At 73.1% G+C, this 17,240-nt stretch carries 15 protein-coding genes; 6 read left to right on the top strand and 9 right to left on the bottom strand.

The features are described from left to right. Positions 1–118 precede the first annotated feature (118 nt). Both FRAEUI1C_RS28445 and FRAEUI1C_RS28440 read left to right on the top strand, forming a co-directional pair. Positions 119–1,261, top strand: a complete 1,143-nt coding sequence (locus FRAEUI1C_RS28445) for a CaiB/BaiF CoA transferase family protein (RefSeq protein WP_013426825.1) — start codon at positions 119–121, stop codon at positions 1,259–1,261. 68 nt (positions 1,262–1,329) lie between these two features. Continuing rightward, positions 1,330–2,094 carry a 3-hydroxyacyl-CoA dehydrogenase gene (locus tag FRAEUI1C_RS28440; RefSeq protein ID WP_013426824.1) on the top strand — a complete coding sequence of 255 codons (765 nt, stop codon included), beginning with the start codon at positions 1,330–1,332 and terminating at the stop codon, positions 2,092–2,094. Between the two features lie 104 nt (positions 2,095–2,198). Here the strand turns inward: FRAEUI1C_RS28440 and FRAEUI1C_RS28435 are convergent, their stop codons facing one another. Next, on the bottom strand, positions 2,199–3,767 hold the full coding sequence (locus FRAEUI1C_RS28435) for an MDR family MFS transporter (RefSeq protein ID WP_013426823.1): 1,569 nt from the start codon (positions 3,765–3,767) through the stop codon (positions 2,199–2,201). A gap of 191 nt (positions 3,768–3,958) precedes the next feature. On the opposite strand from FRAEUI1C_RS28435, the gene FRAEUI1C_RS28430 reads away from it, so the two are divergent. Further along, positions 3,959–4,885, top strand: a complete 927-nt coding sequence (locus FRAEUI1C_RS28430; protein ID WP_013426822.1) for a TetR/AcrR family transcriptional regulator — start codon at positions 3,959–3,961, stop codon at positions 4,883–4,885. 104 nt (positions 4,886–4,989) lie between these two features. Here FRAEUI1C_RS28430 and FRAEUI1C_RS28425 read toward each other — a convergent pair whose 3' ends face one another. Continuing rightward, positions 4,990–5,829, bottom strand: a complete 840-nt coding sequence (locus FRAEUI1C_RS28425; RefSeq protein ID WP_013426821.1) for a glycerophosphodiester phosphodiesterase family protein — start codon at positions 5,827–5,829, stop codon at positions 4,990–4,992. A gap of 328 nt (positions 5,830–6,157) precedes the next feature. Between FRAEUI1C_RS28425 and FRAEUI1C_RS28420 the strand changes: the two genes are divergently transcribed. Together FRAEUI1C_RS28420 and FRAEUI1C_RS28415 are read left to right on the top strand one after the other, a co-directional pair. Continuing rightward, positions 6,158–7,561: a PP2C family protein-serine/threonine phosphatase gene (locus FRAEUI1C_RS28420; RefSeq protein ID WP_157735065.1), complete on the top strand. Its 1,404-nt coding sequence runs from the start codon at positions 6,158–6,160 to the stop codon at positions 7,559–7,561. 227 nt (positions 7,562–7,788) lie between these two features. Beyond that, positions 7,789–8,886 carry an acyltransferase family protein gene (locus tag FRAEUI1C_RS28415; RefSeq protein ID WP_049807013.1) on the top strand — a complete coding sequence of 366 codons (1,098 nt, stop codon included), beginning with the start codon at positions 7,789–7,791 and terminating at the stop codon, positions 8,884–8,886. Positions 8,887–8,889: 3 nt separating this feature from the next. Here FRAEUI1C_RS28415 and FRAEUI1C_RS28410 read toward each other — a convergent pair whose 3' ends face one another. The 7 genes from FRAEUI1C_RS28410 to FRAEUI1C_RS28380 all read right to left on the bottom strand — a co-directional run bounded on the left by FRAEUI1C_RS28410 (position 8,890) and on the right by FRAEUI1C_RS28380 (position 14,352). Continuing rightward, a complete protein-coding gene (locus FRAEUI1C_RS28410; protein ID WP_013426818.1) occupies positions 8,890–9,960 on the bottom strand; it encodes a phosphatidylethanolamine N-methyltransferase family domain-containing protein in 1,071 nt (356 codons plus the stop codon). Further along, a complete protein-coding gene (locus FRAEUI1C_RS28405) occupies positions 9,957–10,751 on the bottom strand; it encodes an SDR family NAD(P)-dependent oxidoreductase (RefSeq protein WP_013426817.1) in 795 nt (264 codons plus the stop codon). The genes FRAEUI1C_RS28410 and FRAEUI1C_RS28405 overlap by 4 nt, the downstream gene beginning before the upstream one ends. A gap of 11 nt (positions 10,752–10,762) precedes the next feature. Next, on the bottom strand, positions 10,763–11,614 hold the full coding sequence (locus FRAEUI1C_RS28400) for a class I SAM-dependent methyltransferase (RefSeq protein ID WP_269724424.1): 852 nt from the start codon (positions 11,612–11,614) through the stop codon (positions 10,763–10,765). A 209-nt stretch (positions 11,615–11,823) separates the two neighbouring features. Next, positions 11,824–12,174 (bottom strand): DoxX family protein, encoded by a 351-nt coding sequence (locus FRAEUI1C_RS28395; protein ID WP_013426815.1) that lies wholly within the window; start codon positions 12,172–12,174, stop codon positions 11,824–11,826. Positions 12,175–12,218: 44 nt separating this feature from the next. Continuing rightward, positions 12,219–13,112, bottom strand: a complete 894-nt coding sequence (locus tag FRAEUI1C_RS28390) for a sigma-70 family RNA polymerase sigma factor (RefSeq protein ID WP_013426814.1) — start codon at positions 13,110–13,112, stop codon at positions 12,219–12,221. Then, entirely contained in the window at positions 13,105–13,416 is a 312-nt protein-coding gene (locus FRAEUI1C_RS28385) for a hypothetical protein (protein ID WP_013426813.1), read from the bottom strand. The genes FRAEUI1C_RS28390 and FRAEUI1C_RS28385 overlap by 8 nt, the downstream gene beginning before the upstream one ends. Positions 13,417–13,551: 135 nt before the next feature. Next, on the bottom strand, positions 13,552–14,352 hold the full coding sequence (locus tag FRAEUI1C_RS28380; protein ID WP_232425154.1) for a TylF/MycF family methyltransferase: 801 nt from the start codon (positions 14,350–14,352) through the stop codon (positions 13,552–13,554). 244 nt (positions 14,353–14,596) lie between these two features. Here FRAEUI1C_RS28380 and hrpB point away from each other — a divergent pair, with 244 nt between their 5' ends. Then, positions 14,597–17,197 carry an ATP-dependent helicase HrpB gene (gene hrpB, locus FRAEUI1C_RS28375; protein WP_013426811.1) on the top strand — a complete coding sequence of 867 codons (2,601 nt, stop codon included), beginning with the start codon at positions 14,597–14,599 and terminating at the stop codon, positions 17,195–17,197. The last annotated feature ends 43 nt before the right edge of the window (positions 17,198–17,240 follow it).

Here is a 17,240-nt window from a genome sequence, read left to right as displayed (position 1 = left end):
GGAGCGGCCGGTGAAACGGGTTGCCGTGAACCCGATCCCGGCGCGCGGTCGATGCGGGGCGCGGCCAGGTCGCCACCGGGGGTGCCGCGATCGCTGCGTGGAGAGGGAGTGACGGTCGATGGCGCCTGCCGCCGCACAGAGGACGGGCCCGCTCGCGGGGCTGCGGGTGGTCGAGCTCGCCGGGATCGGGCCGGGCCCCCATGCCGCGATGGTGCTCGCCGACCTCGGGGCCGACGTGGTCCGGGTGGAGCGCCCGGCGACCGGTGGCGCGATCCCCGGTGCCCCGGCCACCGGTGACCATCTCCTGCGCGGCCGGCGCTCGGTGGCCCTCGACCTGAAGGACGCCGCCGGCAAGGAGCGGCTGCTCGCGCTGGTCGAGCGTGCCGACGTGCTGATCGAGGGCTACCGCCCCGGGGTGGCCGAACGGCTCGGCGTCGGGCCGGACGTGTGCCTGGGCCGCAATCCCCGGCTGGTCTACGGCCGGATGACCGGCTGGGGTCAGGACGGCCCGTGGGCCCACACCGCCGGCCACGACCTGAACTACATCTCCGTCACCGGCATCCTGCACGCGATCGGCCCCAGGGACGGCAAGCCGGTCGTCCCGCTCAACCTCGTCGGCGACTTCGGCGGCGGCTCGATGTTCCTGCTCACCGGGGTCCTCGCGGCGCTGTGGGAGCGGGAACGCTCGGGCGCTGGCCAGGTGGTGGACGCGGCGATGGTCGACGGCGCCAGCGTGCTCGCGCAGATGATGTGGGCCTGGCGGGCGACCGGCTTCTGGTCCGACGAACGCGGCACGAACGTCCTGGACGGCGGCGCGCCCTACTACGACACCTACGTGTGCGCCGACGGCCGGCACGTCGCGGTCGGCGCGATCGAGCCGCAGTTCTACGCCGCGCTGCTCGCGGGCCTCGGTCTCACCGACGACGCGGCGCTGCCACGGCAGAACGACCGCGCCGGCTGGCCCGCGCTGCGCGCCAGGCTGGCGGCGACGTTCCTGACCAGGACCCGGGACGAGTGGGCCGCCGTCTTCGACGGCACGGACGCCTGCGTCACCCCGGTGCTGACCTTCGCCGAGGCCACCACGCACCCGCACCTGACCGCGCGGGGCACGCTGATGACGCTGGACGGCGTCCAGCAGCCGGCACCGGCGCCACGGTTCTCCCGGACCGTCCCGGCCGTGCCGTCCGCGCCGCCGTTGACGGGCGCCGACACCGACGCGGTCCTCGCCGACTGGCTCGGCGCCGCAAGCGTGCGTGAGTGAGCGCTCATTAGAATGATGGCGGCTCGTGGCGACGTTCGAGACAACCGGAGTCAGGGAAGGCGGGGCACGTGGAGATAGCGGGCGCGACAGCGGTCGTCACCGGCGGTGCGTCGGGACTGGGACTGGCGACAGCCAAGCGGTTGCACAAGGCCGGCGCGAGCGTGGTCCTGCTCGACCTGCCGACCAGCGCGGGCGAGAAGGCCGCCGCCGAGATCGGCGAGCGGGCCAGGTTCGCCCCGGCCGACGTCACCGACCCCGCCGCGGTCGCCGCGGCGCTCGACCTGGCCGAGGAGCTGGGCGCGCTGCGGGTGGTGGTCAACTGCGCCGGCATCGGCCCGCCGACCCGGGTGCTCGGGCGCGGCGGCGTGCACCCGCTCGAGGCCTTCACCAAGGTGATCAACGTCAACCTGGTCGGGTCGTTCAACGTGCTGCGCCTGGGCGCGGAGCGGATCGTGCGGAGTGAGCCGCTGCCCGGCAACGAGCGCGGTGTCATCGTCAACACGGCGTCGGTCGCCGCGTTCGACGGTCAGATCGGTCAGGCCGCCTACGCGGCTTCCAAGGGCGGAATCGTCGGCATGACGCTGCCGATCGCCCGTGACCTCGCGGACAAGCTGATCCGGGTGGTCACCATCGCCCCCGGACTGTTCAAGACGCCGCTGCTGGCGAGCCTGCCGGAGGCCGCGCAGGAGTCGCTCGGCCAGCAGACCCCGCACCCCAGCCGCCTGGGCGACCCGGACGAGTACGCGGCCCTGGTCGAGCACATCGTCGCCAACCCGATGCTCAACGGCGAGGTCATCCGCCTCGACGGCGCCATCCGGATGGCGCCGCGCTAGGTCGCCTCATGGCTTCTTGATCGCTGTTTCGGCCCTGTGGTGGTCGTCACGGAGCAACTGTGGCGACCGGTTGAGGGCCGAAACGGCGATCAAGAGAGCTTGGGTCAGTCCGCGAGGACGGCGGGCAGCGCCGGCTCGTCGGACGGGCGCTGCGTGGGTGCGAGGTCGGGGCCGGCTGCCGGCTGACCGTCACCCTCTGCCCCGGCGAGCCTGTTCGGGATCAGGAACGCCAGCGGAACCGAGAGCACGGAGAAGATCACCGGCAGCCAGAAGGTCGTGCCGAAGGCGGTGGCCAGCCAGTGGGTCCCCGGGCCGCCGCCGGAGGCCGCCGCCGCCTCGCCACCGGCGCCGGCATGCGAGCGGATCTGGGTGGCGAGGACGACCGCGAGAACGGCCGTGCCGATCGAGCCGCCGATCTGCTGCAGGATGCGCGAGGTGGTCGTCGCCCGCGGAATCTGGTCGTGACGCAGGCCGTGGTAGGTCGCCGTCATCGTCGGGATCATCGACAGTGCCATGCCGATGCCCCGCACCGCCAGGGAGCTGCCGAGCAGCCACTCGCTCGGGTTGTGCCCGGCCTGGGTGTAGGCGACCGAGCCCAGCGCGGTGAGGATCAGCCCGATGGCGACCATCCCGCGTGCCGACAGCCGGTTGGCCCGCGGCGCGACGAGGATCAGCCCGATTCCCAGCCCAAGGCCCTGCGGGGCGAGCAGCAGGCCAGCCCCGGTCGCGTCCCGGCCGCGGACGACCTGTTCGAACAACGGCGTCAGGAACATGGCGCCGTACAACGACATGCCGAACAGGAACATCAGCCCGGTCGAGCCGAGGAAGGCGTGGTTGCGCAGCAGGCGCAGATCGATGATCGGCTCGGCCCGGGTCCGCAGCGCGTGCACGACGAACAGGGCGAGCAGCACCAGGCCGATGAGCAGCGGCACGAGCACCTGGGAGTGCCCGAAGCCGCCCTTGCTGCCGGCCTCGGAGAATCCGTACACGGCGACGGCGAGCCCGGGGGAGAGCAGCGCCAGCCCGAGCAGGTCGAGAGGATGTCGTTCGTCCTGGCGGGTGTCCGGTAGGACCCGGATCGCGAGGATGATCGCGATGATGCAGACCGGGATGTTGATCAGGAAGATCCAGCGCCAGCTGATGCTGTCGATGATCACGCCACCGATGACCGGGCCGAGGATCGGGGTGAGGATCGCCGGAACGGAGATCGTCGCCATCAGCTTGGGCAGTTGGGCCGGGCCAGCGGCCTGCGCGAGGATCGTCTGCATCAGCGGCAGCAGCAGCCCGCCGCCCAGTCCCTGCAGCACGCGGAACCCGATCAGGCTGCTCGCCGACCAGGCCACGCCGCACAGCGTCGAACCGGCCAGGAACAGGATCAGCGACAGGATCCACATGCGCTTGCCGCCGAACCGCTCCACCGACCAGCCGGTCAGCGGGATCACCATCGCCAGTGCCAGCAGGTAGCCGGTCGAGACCCACTGGATCGTCGAGACGCCGACGTCGAACTTGCGTCCCAGCGTGTCGATGGCGACCGAGGTGATCGTCGCGTCAAGCTGAACCGCGACGACGCCGACCAGGATGACGAGGGCCAGCCGGACGAGCGCCGGATCCAGCTTGTCGGATTTCGGGGCTGCTTCGGTGGCCGGGCCTGTCGCGGGTGATGGCGAGCTCATCGGGCCTCTCCGTGGGGGGCGGGGCGCCTTTGCCGTCGCTGTCGGCGGGCCGGGCGGGGCCGGGCGGGCCGATACACCGTATCGCCAACCGAGACGGTGTATCAACCTCGCCCCCGGGTGATCCGCGCGGAGAGGTCGGGCGGACCGAGGGAACCCGGACGACGGGGAGGCCGGCTCCGTATCCTTGGACGATGCGAGGCCACGCGGACAAGCCCCGCACGCCGCCTGCCCCGACGGTCGGCCCAGGCTCGATCGCCGGCGACGACACACGGGCGCTGTTGGACTGGTCTGGCCGACGCCGGCGGCGCGGCGCCTCGCTCGTTCCCTCCGCCGAGCCCGACGACGAGGCGCTTGGTTCGCTGTGGTTCCGACCGGCACCCACGGACCGGCCGACCGCGCTGACCCGGGAGGCGATCGTCGCCACCGCGTTGGAACTGGCCGACGCCGAGGGTATCGACGCGGTCTCGATCCGACGGGTGGCCGGAGTGCTCGGTGCCCGGCCGATGAGCCTGTACTCGCATATCGGCCGCAAGCAGGACCTGATCGACCTCATGGTCAACGAGGCGATCGGCGAATGCCTGGTCCCGGGCGATCTCCCGGCGGACTGGCGTGACGCGCTCCGCCTCATCGCGCTCCACATCCGGGACGGAGCCCGCCGTCACCCGTGGATGCTCTCGGTGGCCGCCAAACGCGCCTCCCTCAGCCCGAACGCACTGCTCAATTTCGAACAGTCCCTCGCGGCCGTCTCCGGTCTGGATATCGACCGGGACCGCAAGATCGCGATTTTGACCGCTGTCGACACGTACACCGTCGGCCAGGTCGTCCGGGAGATCGCCAGCCTTCCGGCGCTCGACGGCACCCCGGCGCGGGACGCCGTGGACCAGCCCGAGGCGACGTCCTCGGGGAGCGCCGGCCGGTCGTGGCTCCGCGCGGCCGAGGGGTACGTGCGCCGGCTGGTCGAGACGGGCGAGTATCCGCACATCGCCGCCTTCGGCATCGACGCGGCGATCCAGGCCCATGAGTTCGACGCCGACGCCGCCGAGCGCCGGTTCACCGACGGCCTCACCTGGCTGCTCGACGGCATCGCGGCCACGCTGCCCGCCGCCCCAGTCGAATGATCGCCGTTTTGGCGCTCAGGTGGTTGCGACCAGGCTCGATTCACGACCATTTGAGGGCGGAAACGGCGATCACTCCGCCGGGCCTGCCTTCGCCGGTCGCGGCACTAGGGCGCGGGCCAGAGGTCGCGGCGTCGCAGGACGGTGCGCAGTGACTCGGGACGGTCGGTGATGAGCCCGTCGACGCCGAGATCGAGCAGCGCGTCCATCGCGGCCTCGTCGTTGACGGTCCAGACATGGACCGGAAGTCCGACGGCGCTCATATAACGGATGAAACGGGCGTCACAGACCCGGACCGACCGGTACGAGACCGGTACCTGCACGACGTCGCGCCCCACCAGGCCGCGCGGCCGCCGCGTGGCCAGCCGGGATGGCAGGACGCTCCAGATCCGGGCGGCGGCGATCGCGGACATGCCGGCGCCAAGGCACAGGTCCGGCCCGGCCAGTCGGCGGGCCTCGCCGGCGACCCCGTCGTCGAACGAGGTGACGCAGACCCGGTCCAGCGCCTTCACTCGGCGCAGCGCGGCGATCGTCGGCTCAAGGGCGGCCGCTTCCTTCACGTCGAGGTTGAACCGCGCGTCGGGCCAGCGGTCCAGCAGGTCGTCGAGCCGGGGGATCGGCTCGCCGCCGGAGGAGTTCGCCCGATCCTGGACCCGGACCGTCGGGGTGTCGGCCGGCGGGTGAAGGCGGATGCGCGCTGCCTCGGCCGCGGTGAGTTCGGAGAGCGGGCCAACATGGTCCGACACCCTGTCGAGGGTCGGATCATGAAGGATCATGGCCGTCCCATCGCGCGTCACCCGGATATCGGTCTCCAGGTAGCGGTACCCGAGCGCGATCGCGTGCGTGAAGGCCGGCCACGAGTTCTCCGGCCACGGCCCGGCCCCGCCGCGATGCGCGAACGCGATCGGCCCCGGATGGTCAAGAAACGCATGCCGAGCCATGGTCATCCCAGGTCCTCTCGCCGTCCGACGGCCGGAGCCCCCATTCTGGGTCGTCCGCGCCGATCAGCCGTGACGGGAGTCCGGCGGGCGGACCGGCGTAGGCGGCGCTGTCGGGGTCGGCCGTCAGCGCGGCGAGGCCGGGAACCTGAGGCCGAGCGACGGGATCACGGCCTGGACCGCGTCGCCTCGGCCGCCCGGGGTCCTGGCCGAAGCCCTCGACCACACGCCCGTGTGGTAACGCACTGTTACGATGGACCACTGTCTGGTACTTCCCGGGCGGTGTCTCGTCCGCGGCCATGCCGACGTCGGGCCGAGGGGGCAGACGATGAGGCAGATGGGGCAAGCCGAGCAGCCCGCCGCCGTCGACGGCACCGTTGCCGGCGAGCCGCGCCGCGGTGTCGGTCCACCCAGGGGAGTCGGTCCGCCCGGGGGCATCGGTCCGCCGGGCGTGGCCTTCCCCGCCGGCCGGCCGAGCCCCGCCGCCGACGAGCTGATCTCGTCGTTGTCCCAGGCGCTGGTGCGATCCCGGCGGCTGCTGGCGGCCACCAGTGCGCTGGGGACGGTGCTGACCGTCGCGGACGTGGCCGACGTGGCGTTCCGGACCGCCGCCGACGACGCGGCGGTGACCTTCGCCGGGTTCGTCCTGTTCGGCGAGGACGGATCACCCGGTCGGGTGCTGGCCTGGCCGACGATGTCCGATCCAGTCTTCACCGACATCTGGGTGCACGCCCGCAACCCGGGCCCCGCCGCCCTCGGCGAGGTCGTGCGGACCGGTCGGCCGCGCTTCGACCGGAGCCGGGCCGGCTACCTGGCCGACTTTCCGGACCGCCGGGAGGTCTTCGACGCGATCGGCATCGATGCCTCGGCGACCCTGCCGCTCATCGTCTCCGGTCGGATCATCGGGGTGCTCTCCCTCGCCTGGTCCGGTCCTCGGTCCTTCGACGAGGACGAACGTGCCTACCTGCGCACCCTCACCGGCGTCTACGCCCAGGCGGTCGAACGGGCCAGGCTGCACGAACGCCAACGGTCCGTCGTCGAGATTCTGCAGCGCGCGATCCTGCCACGGGCGCTGCCCACCATGCCGGGCCTGAAGCTCGTCGCCCGGTACCTGCCGGCCGGCCGGGACGCGGAGATCGGGGGCGACTGGTACGACGCCGCCGTGCGGCCGGACGGAACCGTCACCCTGGTCGTCGGCGACGTCGGCGGCCACGGCCTGCCCGCCGTCTCGGCGATGGCCGAGCTGCGCCACGCCGCCCACGCCTACGCGATCGAGGGCCGTGACCCGGCCGCCATCACCACCCAGCTGTCCGCCAACCTCGTCGCCGCGCAGGACGACATCCTCGCCACCGCGGTCGTCGCCACGCTCGCCCCCGACAGCGGCCGGCTCACCTGGTCGTGCGCCGGCCATCCGCCGCCGTTGGTTCTGTCCAGCACGGGCGCCGAGTACCTCGACGACGTGCACGGCCCCATGCTCGGCGTCGAACCGGGATACGGCTACGGCGAGGGGACCAGGACCCTGCCGCCGGCCAGTCGTCTGTTGCTCTACAGCGACGGGCTGATCGAGCGCCGCGACGCCTCCCTCACCGACCGGCTCGACGCCCTCGCCACGGCCGCGGCGACGAGCCTCGCCGCCGGCGCCGGCGAGCTGGACGCGCTCTGCGACCGGCTTCTCGCCGAGGTCGCCGGCCCGCTCGATCGCGAGGACGACGTCTGCCTCCTCGCCACCCACGGCGTCTGAACGGCCTTACTCGCGGACCGCCATTCAACATTTACCCGCGAATCGAAGAAACAGCCGTTGGTCCGAAAGGGGGCGACAAACGCGACGGCGCGTTCTTTAATCGACTCGACCGATCCGCCGCGGCCGGGCCAGGGCGTGCCCGAGGCGCGTGCCCTGGAGGCAAAATGATCCTTGCCGGGTTACGTGGCCGTACCGTGGCGGAGGCTTTTGACCGGTCCCGCAACAGCATGAACCTGATACGTCTGCTGCTTGCCGGCTTCGTCGTCGCCTCGCACTGCCTGCCGATCAGCGGGCGCGGTGTCGGCCTTTACTTCGGCCACGGCGAGCTGTCCATGTTCGCCGTCGACGCGTTCTTCGTGATCAGCGGTTTCCTCATCACGGGAAGCAGGCTCGGTCTGCCGGCGGGACGGTACCTCTGGCACCGGTGCCTGCGTATCTTTCCGGCGTACTGGACCTGTCTGGTGGTCACCGCGTTCGTCGCCGCGCCGGTCGCGTGGCTTCACCGTCACTCGTCGCTCGGCGGCTTCTTCACCTCGGCGCACGACCCGTTCGTCTACGTCCTGCGCAATATCGCCCTGGTCGTGAACGTCTGGGACGTCTCGGGTACCCCGGCGCACGTTCCGGTGGCCGCGAAGTGGGACGGCTCACTGTGGACGCTGAGCTGGGAGTTCGCCTGCTACCTGACCATCGCGGTGCTGGGAGCGCTCGGGCTGTTGGCCCGTCGGCGGCTGCTGCTCGGCCTGAGTGCCGCGCTCTGGGCGGTGCTCGCCTTCCACGCCTTCGTGCCCTCGGTCGCGACGGTCGTCTTCGTCCACCTCGACGCGCCGACCCGGTTCAGCCTGCTGTTCTCCGCGGGGATGCTGCTGCACCTCTACCAGGACCGGGTGCCGTTCTCGGACGTGCTGGCGGGGGTGGCGGTGGCCTGGCTGCTCGTGGTGTACCGCTTCGACCCGCACCCCTACGTGCTGATCGGGCCGCCGCTTGCCTACGTCTGCCTGTGGCTCTCGGCGCGGCTGCCGGCGCCGGCGGTCCTGCGCCGCCACGACCTGTCCTACGGGCTGTACATCTACGCGATGCCCGCGCAGCAGCTGCTCGTCCTCTACGGCGTGGCCCGCTGGAACCTCGGCGCCTTCTACGCCGCGAGCTTCGCCGCCGGGCTGGCCCTCGCGACGGCCAGCTGGTTCGCGGTCGAACGCCGCGCCCTGCGTCTGAAGGACTACAGCCCCCGCTTCCTGGCCAGGGCCGACAGTGGCCCACCCGCCGAGGCGGGCGTGCCGGCGACCAGGCCGGCACCCGTCGATCCCGCGGCGCCCGTGGCCCGCTGAGGCTCAGTAGATCCCGGGGATGATCCGCCAGCGCACGCGAGCGCGGTACTCGTCCCAGAGCGGGCCGTACTTCGCGGCGCAGCGGCGGTCGTCGTCGATCTGGCGCGGCACGAGCAGTCCGACGTAATAAAGGGGGTACAGCCAGGGCACCAGGTCACCGGGCGTGCCGAGGGCGAGGGTGATGCCGGTGGCCATGAGGATCTCGCCGAGGTAGTTGATGTGGCGGGCGGCGCCCCAGAAACCACCGCAGAGCAGCGTGCGTGCACCGTCGCTGACCGAACGCGGCTCCAGCAGGCCGAAGGCGCGGGCCGTGGGATCGCGTTTGAAGAGGAACTTCTGCATGTTCGCCCCGCGGGCGAGCGTCCAGCCGGTGGCGAAGACGACCCCGGCGAGGACCAGCAGCCAGAGGGGCGCGTGCGGGTCGGGCCGGCCGGCCCGCGCCCAGAGGCCCACACAGTAGAAGTACGGGTAGAAGACCAGGCAGCCCCAGCCGAGCTTGAAGCCCACCCGCTCGGCGAAGAGGTCGTACGTGTAGAGGTGGACGTGCTCGAAGGTGAGGTAGTCCACCACGAAGTAGGTCAGCAGCCCGGCCGAGAGCGCGACGGCGGCGCTGACGTGGCCGATCGCGCGATGCTGGTGGGCGGCGAACGACAGGACGTTGAGCTCCAGCAGCACCGCGCCCGCCAGGTAGAGAAACATCTTCGCGTCGACCCTGCCGCCGCGCCAGCGCGGGTTCTCCCGGCGGCCGAGGTATAGGTCGGCGAGCAGCGGCCTGCCGGTCGGCGGGGCGGGCAGCACGAGGGCGGCGGTGAACAGCAGGCCGAAGACGCAGGCACCGGCGAGCCCGGCCCACCGGTGCCGCCAGAGCTCGTCGGCCGGCACCGCGTGCGCGGCGACGAGCAGGACGGCGATCCCCACGGTGGCCACGAGGACCAGGAGGCCGTTGAGCCGGTAGCGCAGCGGTCGGTTCTGATCGTCGCGCACGTAGCCGTCGATCCAGCGGGCGGGCAGCACGACGTGCAGGGCGAGGATCGCGCCGAAGGCGATCCACGGGAGGAAGAAGCCGAGGATCACGGTGCGTCGAAGCCCTTCACTGCGCGACCCATGATGGCGGTGGCGGTGGCGCGCGGGAGCACACGACGCATGGCGAACGCGGCGAGCTTGTTCAGGTGGCCCGGGGTGACGAGCGCCCTGCGGCCCAGGCCCGCGAGGGCGGCCTCGACGACCTGAGCGGGGTCGAGGGTGCCCGGCGCGTCGCGCCCGACCGTCGCGGCGTAGCCGGGCGTGCGCACCGCGCCGGCCACACAGGCGAGGACGTCGACGCCGGCGGGCCGCAGCTCCGCGTGCAGGCTCTCGGCCAGCGACGTGGTGAAGGCCTTGCTGGCGGCGTAGGCGGCGAGGCTCGGGCCGCCCTGGTTGCCGGCCAGCGAGGACATCAGGACGAGCGAGCCGCGGCGGCGCCCGGTCATCGCCGGGACGAGCTGGTGGATGAGGGCCAGCGGGCCGCGGATGTTGACGTCGACGAGGCGCTGGGCGTCCCGTGGCGGATGGTCCAGCAGGGGGCCGGCGAAGGAGAAGGCCGCGTTGTAGACGGCCGTGCCGATCTCGAGCCCGCTGGCGGCCGCGGCGAGGCGGTCCCCGAAGTCCGGCTCGGCGAGGTCGGCGGCCAGCGGGCGCACCTCGACCCCGTGCTCGCCGGACAGGCGCCGGGCCAGCTGTTCGAGCGGCTCGGGACGGCGCGCGACGGCTAGGACGTGCAGGCCGCGCCGGGCGAGCGCCTCGACCCAGGCGGCGCCGAGGCCCTCGGAGGCCCCGGCGACGACGGCCCACGGCCCCGCCGGCGGGTGGGTGCGGGGCGCGGCCATAGAGGGCGACCCTACCCAGACCGTCCCGCCTTGCCCAGAGCGTCCAGAGCACCCGGTGCGCCCACTACGCCCGGTGCGCCCGGCTTGCGCAGGACCACCAGCCGGTAGCGGACCGCGCCGAGGGCCGAGAGCAGAAAGAGCACGAGCGTGGAGCGGATGGGGACGTGCCCCCGGCCGGTGAGGGCGCGAGCGATGCCGTCCGCGAGCAGATAGAGGTAGGTGGGCAGGGTGAGCCTCGTGACGTCAGCGTCCTGCTCGACCACGAGTCCTGCCTTGTCGGCCATCGCCCGGTAGTCGCCGTCCGACCAGGCCGACTGCCGGCCGTATCCCTTGGCGACCTGGTCCTCGAGCCAGCGGCTGACGGCGTTTCCCGGCTCGGTCTGGTCCACCCGCACGAAGTCGGAAAGGGACAGCCGTCCGCCGGGTTTCAGGACCCGCTGCGCCTCCCGGAGGAAGGCGAGCCGGGATGGGAAATGGAAAATACATTCGACGGCGAGAACCGCGTCGAAGGCGGTCGAGGGAAGCGGGAGCGCGCAGCCGTCCGCGCAGATGAACTGGGCTCGGGTGGCCAGCGCCCGGGTGAGCTGGCGGTGGTCGATGTTCACGCCGACCAGCCGTGCCGACGGTAATCGTTCGGATAATCGTCCCAGCGTTCCCCCGAAACCGCAGCCGACATCCAGGACGGTCATGCCGTCGGAGATAAGCGCTCCGCCGGCGACCGTGTCATCGAGACGTTCCTGCGCGGCGACGACGCTTCGTCCTCGAATTCCGGTACCGCGCAACCGCGGCCATAGCCCCCAATGTATGTGCCGAGAGAAGGCATCCGCCGTCCGATCGCCTTGGCTACGGTTCTCGAGTAGCACGTCGATATAGGGAAGCTCCACATTCGCACCATAGACCGTGTCGGTTCGAGAAGCGTGTAAATGCCCCTGACCTGGCCTTTCGTGGGCTGGTTCGCCCCGCGAGCCGCCACGCCTGGGCGCCCCGACCGGTTACCCGCTCACCCGAGTGGTGCCCCCGTGGCCGGACCTCCGCCGCGCCTTCGAGGACGCCGGCGGCGCCAGGCGCCAGGTCACCGCAGAGCGGCGAAGGCCAGTGAGGCGACGGCCAGCGCGAGATAGCAGCCGGGAAATGCGACGTTGTGGTAGACGCGGGCCCGCAGGTGCGCGATGACGGCGCCCAGGAAGAACGCCACCAGTCCGCCCGCCGCCGCGATTCCTATCACCGGGACGCCGAGCAGGCCGAGGAGAACGCCCGCCGCGCCGGCGGCTTTCAGCCCGGCCAGCCATGGCAGCCAGGAACGGGGCACGCCGACCTCGGCGGAGTTGGCGAGGACGAAGTCCGCCCGCACCAGATCCGCGCCGGCGATTCCGGTGTTCGCGAGGACCGTCGCCCCGGCGACGACGACGTAAAGGACGAACATTGCGAATTCCTCCAGTCGGCGCGCCCGCGCCGGACTCGATGCCTTCAGTGTTCGACGATGCGCAGCAGGGCCAGCCGACGCGGGTCCGCCACCACGTCGTAATGGACGATGCGGCCACCGGCGATCTGGAATACCAGCGCCGTGCGCGGGCCGCGGTCTGACGCGACCACGATTCCGGGCCGTCCGTCGATCAGGGCGACGCGGGCGTCGCGAGCGGTGCCCCGAAGCGCGCGGGTCTCCGCGACCACCGCCGGTGCTCCCCGCAGCCGCACCGCCGCGCCGGCAGGGAGTGCCTGCGGGTCGGCTGTTCTCGTCACCGCTGGATCGAGCAGCCTGACCAGGCTGTCGAGGTCGCCGTGCTGGGCGGCCAGCAGGAATGCCCCGACCACCCGACGGGCCTCGGCCGGGTCGGCCTCCGAGCCGTCACTCGCGCGGCGAACCCGGCCACGGGCCCGGCTGGCCAGTTTCTTCGCCGACCCCTCGGTGGTGTCGAGGATGCGGGCCACCTCGTCGAACGGCACCCCGAAAACGTCGTGCAGGACGAGCGCGACGCGTTGCGGCGGCGTCAGTTCTCCGATGACGACCATGCATGCCTCGGTGAGATCACCCGCCAGCAGCGCGATCTCCTCAGGGCTGTCGTCAGTGTCCGGCGTAAGCGGCAGCTCGGCAGGTTCCCAGGGAAACTCGCGGACCCGGCGCAGGAAGTCGAGACACAGCCGCGTGACCACGGTGGTCAGCCACGCCGGGATATTGCGTATTCCGCCGAGGTCCGCCTCGGCGAAGCGAATCCAGGCATTCTGCACGATGTCCTGCGCGTCGGAATCCGACCCGACGACGCGAAACGCCACCGCGAGCAGCTGCGGTCGCTCGCGGTGAAAGACCGCCGCGCGGTCCGCCGGGGACTCGGCCGGAGCCGGCGTGCTCCGGTCCTCAGACATCGAATCCGTAGCTGCCGACCAGCTCGACGGTCACGGGACGGGGATATCCGCCGTCGACGCACGAGCCGATGAGGCCGGGGAGGGCCCGGGAGGCAGGTATGTCCATCAGGGGGTTCGGACCCTCGTCGACCAGCTCGATCAGGGCGTGGAAGCGCCGGCCGCCCGTCACGCGCCAGTACGCGAGGCGGACCCCGTCCGGTCGTTGTCCCGCCAGGGCCTCGAAGACGCCGACCAGCGCCTCGTTGACCCGCTCGGCCCCCTCGTCCGAGGTCACCTCAAAGTCGATCAGCCGTCGCGTGCTCATCTGACGTCTCCCGCCGGTCGTGTGGACACCTGCCCATCCGACGCGCGGACGACGCCAAAGGTGACCCGGCCTGGCCACGGGCCCGTGACCCGGGCCGGGCCGGTGAACCCGGCGCGGCGCTCGACGCGGGTACCGCTACTGGCGGCCGTCGTCTCCGCGTTCGTCGCGGGTCGATCCCGGGAGGCGCCAGAACACCGCCCACTGGTCGATCCGCGTCAGAGGCGCGGTGATGCCGTGCGCGTCGCGGTAGTCGTGGACCGCCTCGCGGCAGGCCGGGATCTGGTAGTCATCAATGATCACGAATCCGCCCGGTGACACCTTCGGGTACAGGCTGTCCAGCGTGTCCATGGTCGACTCGTAGAGGTCACCGTCGAGCCTGAGCACCGCGATCCGCTCGATCGGCGCCGTGGGCAGCGTGTCGCGGAACCATCCCTTCAGGAACCGGACCTGGTCGTCGAGCAGCCCGTAGACGTCGAAGTTGGCCCGCACCTGCTCCAACGGGATGGCCAGCACGGCGTTGGCCAGGTGCAGCCGGGTCTGCTGGTCGCTCGGGTGGCTGTCCGGCCCGCTGACCGGCATCCCCTCGAACGAGTCGCAGGCCCACACCAGCCGGTCGGTCGCCCCGTAGGCACGCAGGACCGCGCGCATGAAGATCGCCGTCCCGCCGCGCCAGACCCCCGTCTCGACCAGGTCGCCGGGGACGCCCTCGGTGATCGCCGTGGCGGCGCACGCGTGGACGTTGTCCAGCCGGGCCCGCCCCACCATCGTGTGCGCGACGGACGGCCAGTCCTGGCCGGTGGCCCGCCGGTCGCCGTCGAACGCCGCCTCGGCCCGGGAGACGGGCGGATCCTGGTAGATCGTGTTCGTGAGGATCCGCTTCATCAGGTCGAGGTAGTCCTCGTTCCCGGCCCGGTGCGCCGTCAGCGGACTGACCACAGTCACATCGTCGTCCCATCTCGCGGCCACGGCCACGGCTCGGCTGCCCCCTGGCGGGACCTCCCCAGATGGTTCGATCCTGGCCGGTGTCGCCGCGGGCCGCGACCAAAGTCGAACTGCCGGAGCCGAGACGCGGGAGCCGGTCGTCACAGGCCATCGCGGCCGGACCGGGATCATCCGAGGTCTGGCGGTCCCGGTTCTCGCCTCGCGGCGGTGGCGTGGCCGGGGCGAGGACACTGGCCGCATGTTGCCCGACCGCGCGGTCGCCGGGGCGGACCTTCCCGTCCGGGACGTCCTGCCCGCGCTCCTCGCCGCGCTGGCCGGAGACCTTCGGGCCGCGCCCGGCTCCGGTGCCGGCCCGCGCGGGGCAGCCGTGCTGGTGGCGCCGCCCGGCACGGGCAAGACGACGCTGGTGCCGCTGGCCCTCGCGGACGAGGTCAGCGGCCGGGTCGTGGTCGCGGAACCGCGCCGCATCGCGGTCCGGGCGGCGGCGCGACGGATGGCCTCCCTCATCAGCGGCGCCGGCGGCGAGCGAGGCGGTGAGGTCGGAGGCACGGTCGGCTACACGATCCGCGGTGAGCGCCGCGTCGGGCCGTCCACCCGGGTCGAGGTGGTCACGACGGGGGTGCTCGTCCGGCGGCTGCAGCGCGACCCGGAGCTGCCCGGGACCGACGTCGTGATCCTGGACGAGTGCCACGAGCGGCACCTCGACGCCGACCTGGCCCTCGCGTTCATGCTCGACGTCCGCGCGACGCTGCGCCCCGACCTGAGGCTGCTCGCGACCTCGGCGACCGCCGACACGCGGCGGCTGGCCGGCCTGCTCGGCGGCGCCGGGCCGGCCGCGCCCGTCGTCGGCACGGATGCCGCGCTGTTCGGCGTCGACGTGGTCTGGGCGCCCGCGCCGGGCCCGATCGCGCCGGCGCACGGCCTGCGCGTCGACCCGCGGCTGCTCGACCACGTCGCCGCGACCATCGGGCGGGCCCTGCGGGAGACGTCCGGGGACGTGCTCGTCTTCCTCCCCGGCGCCGGGGAGATCGCCGCGGTCGCCGGCCGGATCGCGGGCCACCGGGAGACGGTGGACGTGCTCACCCTGCACGGCCAGCAGTCCGGCCAGGCCCAGGACGCCGCGCTGCGGACCGGGCCGCGTCGCCGGATCGTGCTGGCGACCGCGGTGGCGGAGAGCAGTCTGACCGTTCCCGGCGTCCGGGTCGTGGTCGACGCCGGCCTGGCCCGCTCCCCGCGCATGGATCACGCCCGCGGGCTGGGTTCGCTGGTGACCGTGCGGGTCTCGCGGTCCTCCGCCAGCCAGCGGTCCGGTCGCGCGGGCCGGGAGGCGCCGGGCCGGGTGTACCGCTGCTGGTCCGCCGCCGAGCACGACCGGCTGCCCGCGCACCCCGAACCGGAGATCGCCGTCGCCGACCTGACCGGCTTCGCCCTGGACCTCGCGGTCTGGGGCCATCCCGGCGGAGCCGGTCTCGAGCTGCTCAGCGACCCGCCGGCCGGCGCGATGGAGGCCGCCGGGGCATCACTGCGGGCGCTGGGCGCGCTGGACGCCACCGGGCGCGTGACCGCGCGGGGACGGGCGATCGCCGCGGTGGGGGCCCACCCCCGGCTGGCCCGGGCGCTGATCGACGGCGGTCCCGCCGTCGGCGCCCAGCGCGCGGCCGAGGTGGTGGCGATCCTCTCGGGGGACGGACCGGCGGGCGCGGGCCCGTCCGACGACCTGGTCGCGGGCTGGCGCCGCCTGCGAGCGGGCACCGACCGGGCCGCGTCCGCTCGCTGGCGCGACGAGGCCCGGCGGCTGCGCCCGGCCGCCGAACCGACCGCTCCCGCCGGAGAGTCCCCTGGCGGCGACGTCACCGACGACCTGGCCGCGGGACTCGTCGTCGGGCTCGCGTTCCCGGAACGGCTCGCCCGCGCTCGCGCCCCGGGCGGGGCGACGTACCTGATGGCCGGTGGCACGGCCGCGGAGCTGGCGGGCGGCTCGGCCCTCGCCGGCGCGGAGTGGCTGGCCATCGCGGTCGCGGACCGAGGGGCCGGGCGGACCTCGGCCCGCGTTCGCCTGGCGGTGACGCTCGACGCGGCGACCGCGCGCGAAGCGGGCGCGGCCTTCCTGAGCACCGTCGACGAGGTCGCCTGGTCCGGCGGTGACGTCGTCGCCCGGCGGGTCGAGCGCCTCGGCGCGATCGTCCTGGCCGAACGCCCGCTGGCCCGGCCCGACCGGTCACTGCTGGAAGCCGCGATCCTCGACGGGCTGCGCCAGGAGGGGCTCGCGGTGCTGCGCTGGACCCGCGACGCGACCGCCCTGCGGGAACGGCTCGCCTTCTGCCACCGAGTCCTCGGCGACCCCTGGCCGGACGTGAGCGACGCCGCGCTGCTGGAATCGGCGCCGGCCTGGCTCGGGCCGGACCTGCGGGACGCGCGGCGCCGCGCGGATCTGGAGCGCGTCGACGCCGGGCCGGCGCTGCGCCGCCTGCTGCCCTGGCCGCGGGCGGCCCGGTTCGACGAGCTGGCGCCGGAGCGGGTGGAGGTGCCGAGCGGGTCGCGGGTGCGGCTCGACTACAGCGGCACCGGCGGTCCCGTCCTGGCCGTGAAGATCGCGGAGGTGTTCGGTTGGGAGCGGGTACCGGCCGTGGCGGACGGCCGCGTTCCGGTCGTCCTGCACCTGCTCTCGCCGGCGGGCCGTCCGGTGGCGGTGACGAGCGACCTGGCGTCGTTCTGGCGGTCCGGCTACCCGCGGGTTCGCGCGGAACTGCGGGGGCGCTACCCGCGCCATCCCTGGCCGGATGACCCCACCGCGGCCGCCCCGACCCGCCGCGTCGCCCCCCGCGGCCACCCGAGGTAACGCCCCGGCCGGCCCGGGGCAGGTCCCGGTCCGACCGGCCGCT

The sequence above is a fragment of the Pseudofrankia inefficax genome, from assembly GCF_000166135.1.
GTDB lineage: Bacteria > Actinomycetota > Actinomycetes > Frankiales > Frankiaceae > Pseudofrankia > Pseudofrankia inefficax.
Note: the sequence above shows the minus strand (reverse complement) of the source record. Positions and strands in the feature narration are given on the sequence as shown.

What these genes read in the sequence shown, in the direction of transcription:
- FRAEUI1C_RS28445 (WP_013426825.1), top strand. Translation starts at nt 119, where the DNA reads ATGGCGCCTGCCGCCGCACAGAGGACGGGCCCGCTCGCGGGGCTGCGG.
- FRAEUI1C_RS28435 (WP_013426823.1), bottom strand. Translation starts at nt 3,767, where the DNA reads ATGAGCTCGCCATCACCCGCGACAGGCCCGGCCACCGAAGCAGCCCCG.
- FRAEUI1C_RS28430 (WP_013426822.1), top strand. Translation starts at nt 3,959, where the DNA reads ATGCGAGGCCACGCGGACAAGCCCCGCACGCCGCCTGCCCCGACGGTC.
- FRAEUI1C_RS28425 (WP_013426821.1), bottom strand. Translation starts at nt 5,829, where the DNA reads ATGACCATGGCTCGGCATGCGTTTCTTGACCATCCGGGGCCGATCGCG.
- FRAEUI1C_RS28420 (WP_157735065.1), top strand. Translation starts at nt 6,158, where the DNA reads ATGGGGCAAGCCGAGCAGCCCGCCGCCGTCGACGGCACCGTTGCCGGC.
- FRAEUI1C_RS28415 (WP_049807013.1), top strand. Translation starts at nt 7,789, where the DNA reads ATGAACCTGATACGTCTGCTGCTTGCCGGCTTCGTCGTCGCCTCGCAC.
- FRAEUI1C_RS28405 (WP_013426817.1), bottom strand. Translation starts at nt 10,751, where the DNA reads ATGGCCGCGCCCCGCACCCACCCGCCGGCGGGGCCGTGGGCCGTCGTC.
- FRAEUI1C_RS28395 (WP_013426815.1), bottom strand. Translation starts at nt 12,174, where the DNA reads ATGTTCGTCCTTTACGTCGTCGTCGCCGGGGCGACGGTCCTCGCGAAC.
- FRAEUI1C_RS28390 (WP_013426814.1), bottom strand. Translation starts at nt 13,112, where the DNA reads ATGTCTGAGGACCGGAGCACGCCGGCTCCGGCCGAGTCCCCGGCGGAC.
- FRAEUI1C_RS28385 (WP_013426813.1), bottom strand. Translation starts at nt 13,416, where the DNA reads ATGAGCACGCGACGGCTGATCGACTTTGAGGTGACCTCGGACGAGGGG.
- hrpB (WP_013426811.1), top strand. Translation starts at nt 14,597, where the DNA reads ATGTTGCCCGACCGCGCGGTCGCCGGGGCGGACCTTCCCGTCCGGGAC.